This is a genomic window from Bacteroidia bacterium (genome assembly GCA_025056095.1).
Taxonomy (GTDB): Bacteria; Bacteroidota; Bacteroidia; order JANWVE01; family JANWVE01; genus JANWVE01.
Genome location: JANWVW010000197.1, coordinates 1 through 5,188, shown reverse-complemented (window position 1 = coordinate 5,188; position 5,188 = coordinate 1). Strand labels below are relative to the sequence as shown.

Annotated in this window: 6 protein-coding genes; 1 reads left to right on the top strand and 5 read right to left on the bottom strand. The window is 39.5% G+C overall.

The genetic code is table 11. The annotated features are described in order from the left end of the window. Positions 1-57: 57 nt before the first annotated feature. The 4 genes from NZ519_11710 to NZ519_11695 all read right to left on the bottom strand — a co-directional run bounded on the left by NZ519_11710 (position 58) and on the right by NZ519_11695 (position 3,841). Positions 58-234 carry a hypothetical protein gene (locus NZ519_11710; protein MCS7029420.1) on the bottom strand — a complete coding sequence of 59 codons (177 nt, stop codon included), beginning with the start codon at positions 232-234 and terminating at the stop codon, positions 58-60. Between the two features lie 145 nt (positions 235-379). Further along, positions 380-1,948, bottom strand: a complete 1,569-nt coding sequence (locus tag NZ519_11705) for an H-type lectin domain-containing protein (protein MCS7029419.1) — start codon at positions 1,946-1,948, stop codon at positions 380-382. A 123-nt stretch (positions 1,949-2,071) separates the two neighbouring features. Then, complete coding sequence (locus tag NZ519_11700) at positions 2,072-2,923, bottom strand: hypothetical protein (GenBank protein MCS7029418.1); 852 nt, start codon at positions 2,921-2,923, stop codon at positions 2,072-2,074. Positions 2,924-2,977: 54 nt separating this feature from the next. Next, the gene (locus NZ519_11695) at positions 2,978-3,841 is read right to left on the bottom strand and encodes a hypothetical protein (protein MCS7029417.1); all 864 of its coding nucleotides are present in this window, start codon (positions 3,839-3,841) and stop codon (positions 2,978-2,980) included. A gap of 202 nt (positions 3,842-4,043) precedes the next feature. Between NZ519_11695 and NZ519_11690 the strand changes: the two genes are divergently transcribed. Continuing rightward, positions 4,044-4,982 carry a type IX secretion system membrane protein PorP/SprF gene (locus tag NZ519_11690; GenBank protein ID MCS7029416.1) on the top strand — a complete coding sequence of 313 codons (939 nt, stop codon included), beginning with the start codon at positions 4,044-4,046 and terminating at the stop codon, positions 4,980-4,982. Positions 4,983-5,001: 19 nt separating this feature from the next. On the opposite strand, the gene NZ519_11685 is transcribed toward NZ519_11690, so the two are convergent. Then, positions 5,002-5,188 (bottom strand): hypothetical protein (locus NZ519_11685; GenBank protein ID MCS7029415.1); only part of this gene is annotated, 187 nt, incomplete at its 5' end.

Here is a 5,188-nt window from a genome sequence, read left to right as displayed (position 1 = left end):
CCTCACGCAGATGACCTGTGCAATCATGTCTTTACCTTGTTTAAGCTTGAAGTACAATCACTTACAAGCTAAAACTTGGCATAAGAAACAGAGAAATGGATTTTTCAGAGATCCTTTGCGTGAGGCATGCGAAGGGCGTGCGTTAGCACGGTGCGCAGCGAAGCGTAGCACCGAAGCGATAGCGTAGCCCGTAGCACGCCGACCTTGTGGGCATGAGCACAGCGAAATGCCCACAAGGGCACGCCCAAAAAATATTCTCATTCTATAAAGAAACTATGCAGATATATACAATTTTGTGGTAAGCGTTATTGAGATATGAAAAAAATGAGGAGAGACTTTTATTTTGTCCCTCCTCTGCTTTTTGCAAAAGCGCTATGAATTATTGCTTATTAGGCGAATTTTTCAAGCGAGCAAAGTTAGGTAAGCTGTTGGGATCTTTTTGGAATAGCCCTTGAGGTATAGGGTCAAAGCGGACTTTTTCACCATCCCACCAAATAGGTTTTCCATTTTCAGGTGCGTTTTCGTTGTGCATAACGCCGCGCATCTTTTCATCAAAAGAGTTTTCTAATATCTCTTCAGGGATACTGCTGTCAGCTTGTTTTAGGGGTGCGGAAGCAGTCCAGCATACTTGTACATTAGATTTGCCTTGGTTATTTTCTACGATTGTAAAGCCTTCTCTTGTAATATCAGTAACATATACGCCTTGGGTATTACCTTGTGGGGTAACTGTGATAATTACATCATCTATGTTTAGGACAGCGTTTTTGAAAGCATCTTTGAATGAAACAACAGCTCTGCCATTGACTAAATTGACTTTACCTTTGTCTGTAATTTCTGGGTGTGTGGATACACTCATGTAAGCAGGAACTCTATTAGTATTCTGTGTTTGAATGAGATAAACAACAGGTTGGTTGACGTAGCTTTTACCATCTACATACATACTGTATCTTTCGCCGCGAACATTTAAGCCGTAGGTACAACCTCTTATCCATCCACCCATAACGCCGCCATAAATACCCAAACCTATCATGTTATTAGGTGCTGCACTTCCAATTTTTCCCCCTGGTACACCCACTGTATAGTTTTGCCCAAAACCATACACGGCAAAATCAGTACCTCCACTACTATAATATCCAAGTGCGCCAAGAGCGAAGCCATAGTCGTATCCCATTACTCCACCAGATCTAGTACTTGTACCCCCACTGCCATACACACCAAATTTGTATGAACCTGTAGTTGTAGCAGTTCCTACTACTCCAGTGGCGCAGGCTGCAAAGGATGTACCTGCTGTATTGGTCATGTAAGAACCTCTTACTCCTGCACCGCTGGTACCTGTTCCTACATACTCTCCTTGTACCGCTGCAAAGTTTGTTGTTCCTGCGGTTACAGAGCCATATACGCCTCCACCATTTTGGTCAGTGTATCCATTTACTGCCCATGGGAAAGTGGCATTACCTACTCCGTTCATTAAGTCGCCAGGTAAAACAGTAGCGACAGCTCCAATAAAAAATTCTCCTAAGTTAGATAGCCTACCGCGAACAATGTTGTTGGTTACAAAGTCAATATGCTGGTTTGTAGCTGTGCCAAAGAATCCTGTGCTTGCAGGGTAGTTAGTAGTAGCCGTAGAATTACCAATTAGCCATGCACGGTCAGTTAAGCGAACCCATTGTGTACCATCCCAATAGTAGTACCCTGGAGTTACCGCAGTGGCACCTGCCCCAGAGGTAGCTTGGTTGTACACTAAAAGGCTTGTGGCTACCCCTGCCCCTATGGGAGCATTATTGTTAGTAGCCGTTAAGTTTACTCTCGGAATTAACAGACCACGGTTAGTAGCTGTTATATCTAACATGGCACTTGCGTTTGGAGTAGCAGTGCCTATGCCTACGTTCTGCGCGCATGCAGCTAATGCAGAACCTACCAGAATAGTGATTATAATTGATCTTGTCATATTTGACAGCATGTTATGCAGAGTTGCAAGTGTAAAAATTCAAATTAAAAAAGTCAACTGAAAAAGTACAAAAGCATTTAAAATTTTATTAACGAACACTGCTGAAATCTTATTTTTCGTCATTTACAACAATGTATTTTTTATCTGCTCTACCAAACAGAAAATAGGTCTGCTAATAATCTTTTGTATGTGTACATGATTATGTGTCATTACAGATTTTAGCTCATTTTGAAAAATATCGGCAATAGAACCCACACAGCATATTCTGTCATGAAAAGGATAAAGGCGCAGCAATGGAAGTAGAGTGCGTGCATAAAAATCATGAAAATTCGCGTAGATGATAGACTGAATTAAAGGATGAAATCTATGCGATGCTATAAAATAGCTCAAAGATGCTAAAAAACGACTTGGATACTGTTGCTGATAAAGAAAATGAAGGGTTTCATTAGGTTTAATTTGGATATAATCTTGCAAAGCTTCTTGTAGTTCTTTGGGTAAATTTTGCTGCACATATTGAATAATTAGCAGCTTACCTAAATACGTACCACTTCCTTCATCGCCCAGCAAATACCCCAATCCACCTGTAGTTCTAATAATCCTGTTCCCGTCATACATTCCTGCAATAGAACCTGTCCCCATAATGCAAATAATACCTGATTCATAGGGATTATACGCAGCCTTTGCGGCACCTAAGATATCATGGAATATGTGTAATTCAGCCGAAGAAAAGAAGTTTTTAAAGACATTATATAAAACTTTTTTAGCATTTTCATTACCCAAACCTGCACCATAAAAAAATACATGTGTGAGAGGTTGAGTAACATGAGGTAAAACTTGATTTTTTAGCACTTCCTCCACTTGTACTACGGATAAATAATTAGGATTTAGTCCTTGGGTAGTAAAAAAGTTAACATCATGAGAAACATAAGCCCAGTCCGTTTTGGTAGAGCCACTATCGGCAATAAGGAGAGTCATACGTACAAAGCTATATGAGAAATTGGTAGCTTAATCTCTTTTTTATCAAAATAATCATTCTATCTGTAACAACATCCCTCTTATGCCCATGTCTACTACATTTTCGCCTATCGCTGGTTCCCAAAGGTTGTCAAAGTTGATTTCTTTCCATTCAAAGCTTTTGTTGGTAGATAGAGATACTATAATCGTTTTATCCGAAGTTTCATTGCCTGTAACGACAAAAGGTGTAGAAAAAGCCGCAGTAACTACACAAGAACCTGAGGGAATAGGGGAAGTATCTGCAATTGGATTTACTACCGTAGTAGCAGGGGCTTGACCTTGTATAACTTTGTAAAACGTTTCAAAACCCCAGTAACCCTGTAACCGATTTCCATTTATAGTAACTGTACTATCTTTTATTTTGTACTGCTGAATATACGTATTATACCCTATAAAGGAAGCTACTGTACCTTTGTAATTATTGCCTGCAAACTTAAATTTTACATCGTAATTCTGATATGCCAATGAAACACGCAAGTACTGATATGTACCTTTGGGAATGCTGCTAAAAGGTATAGAAAGAAATATCTCATTGTTCCCAACGGGATTACATTTATTGAAGTCTATGGCAGTACTCCCACCTGCATCGGTTTCTGGAGCGTGATAAGCTATGTAACCTTGCCCAAGTTGAGTATATTTATTCGGTGCAAATTCTACGTAGTGCGCGCTCATTTTGTTAAACTTTGGGCTTTGGGCTGCATTTCCTGCCGCTATACTACTCGGATTTCCAAAATTGTCTAATCGCACTTGTGTGGAATCAAACCTGAACTTGAAATGAAGTTTCGCATCACTTTTGGGAGCATCTTCTTTTTTCTTGCAGCTTGAGACTAAAACAAATAAGCAAAGAATTGACAAGAGAAGGTTTTTTTTGCTGTTCATAAATATGCTTTGCAACAGTACAAAATTTATTTTATACCTGCAAGTAGTTTTTTTACCCAAATTGGCACTTTCAGTTGTTTAGAAATGCTTCATAGAGTTTTCAAATTTTTCAAAAAAAAGTAAAGATAATTTTTGCGTTATTAGAATTCCTTACTATCTTTACATTCCGAAGATATTGAGGTAACATTTATCTATCAGAGCAATGAAAAAAATCGTGTGTGTATTAGCTGTATGTGCAGCCATAGGTAGGGCATATACACAGCAGGATCCGCATTTTACACAGTACATGTACAATCAACAGGTTTATAATCCTGCTTATGTAGGTGCAAGGCAGGTCTGGAATTTAACAGGCTTATACCGTAGTCAGTGGGTAAACATACCTGAGCAGCCAAGTACGTTTACTTTTAGTGCAAATGGTCCTATCAAGGCGCTGCGCGGTGGAGTGGGCGCGCATATCATAAGCGACCAATTAGGACAGTGGCATACCGTAGGCGGATTGCTGTCTTATGCTTTTCGCATAAACTTAGCTGAAGACAAAGCCCTACAAATAGGCATTAACGGAGGGGCTTACCAAAAAAGCATAGGAACAAACTGGAACCCCATAGACCAAAACGACCCTCTTATCCCTACCTCAAATACTTCTAAAATTGTACCTGATTTAGGTGCAGGTCTGTACTATATAAGTCCTACACTGTATGCGGGCATTTCCACTTCGCATCTTATAGAAAGCAAAATTGAATTCGTTAATGGATCAGCTACAAATTTAAACCGAAACTATTTCCTGACCGCAGGATATAAAATTTTACTTAACGAAGAAAACGACTTTCATTTAACCCCTTCTACCTTTATTTCTTTTGACGGTGCAAAAGCACAATATGCTGTCAATACAAACATCAACTATAAAATTTTAACCGCAGGTGTATTGTACCGTATAGGTAACAATGACGCTATTGCAGGACTTATTGGGGCAAGACTTCCTAACATCCCACTACGTTTTGGCTACTCTTATGACTATACTTTGTCAGGATTGAATCCTTATAGCAGGGGTTCGCATGAGATTATGTTATCCTACGATTTTATGATTAAGCCTAAACCTAAAAGACCTGTAATTTTGCGCAATGTGTTCGGCAAGTATTTCTAATGGTTCAATTTAGAAAGCCTTAAAGTTTTTGCATAACCTTTGTAAAACTGCAAAAACAAATATATGCAGGGCGGCGCTTTATGGTAAGATAAAGTAAGCAAAAAACTGATAAGTGTAATATTAAATTTGATTTTTTGGGCGTGCCCCTTGCTGCGCAAGGGTCGGGGCATTCCGCACTACGCTTCGCTTCGGTACTTCGCTGCGCT

Excerpts from the sequence above, each read along its gene's own strand:
- NZ519_11705 (MCS7029419.1), bottom strand. The coding sequence starts at position 1,948 with ATGACAAGATCAATTATAATCACTATTCTGGTAGGTTCTGCATTAGCT.
- NZ519_11700 (MCS7029418.1), bottom strand. The coding sequence starts at position 2,923 with ATGACTCTCCTTATTGCCGATAGTGGCTCTACCAAAACGGACTGGGCT.
- NZ519_11695 (MCS7029417.1), bottom strand. The coding sequence starts at position 3,841 with ATGAACAGCAAAAAAAACCTTCTCTTGTCAATTCTTTGCTTATTTGTT.
- NZ519_11690 (MCS7029416.1), top strand. The coding sequence starts at position 4,044 with ATGAAAAAAATCGTGTGTGTATTAGCTGTATGTGCAGCCATAGGTAGG.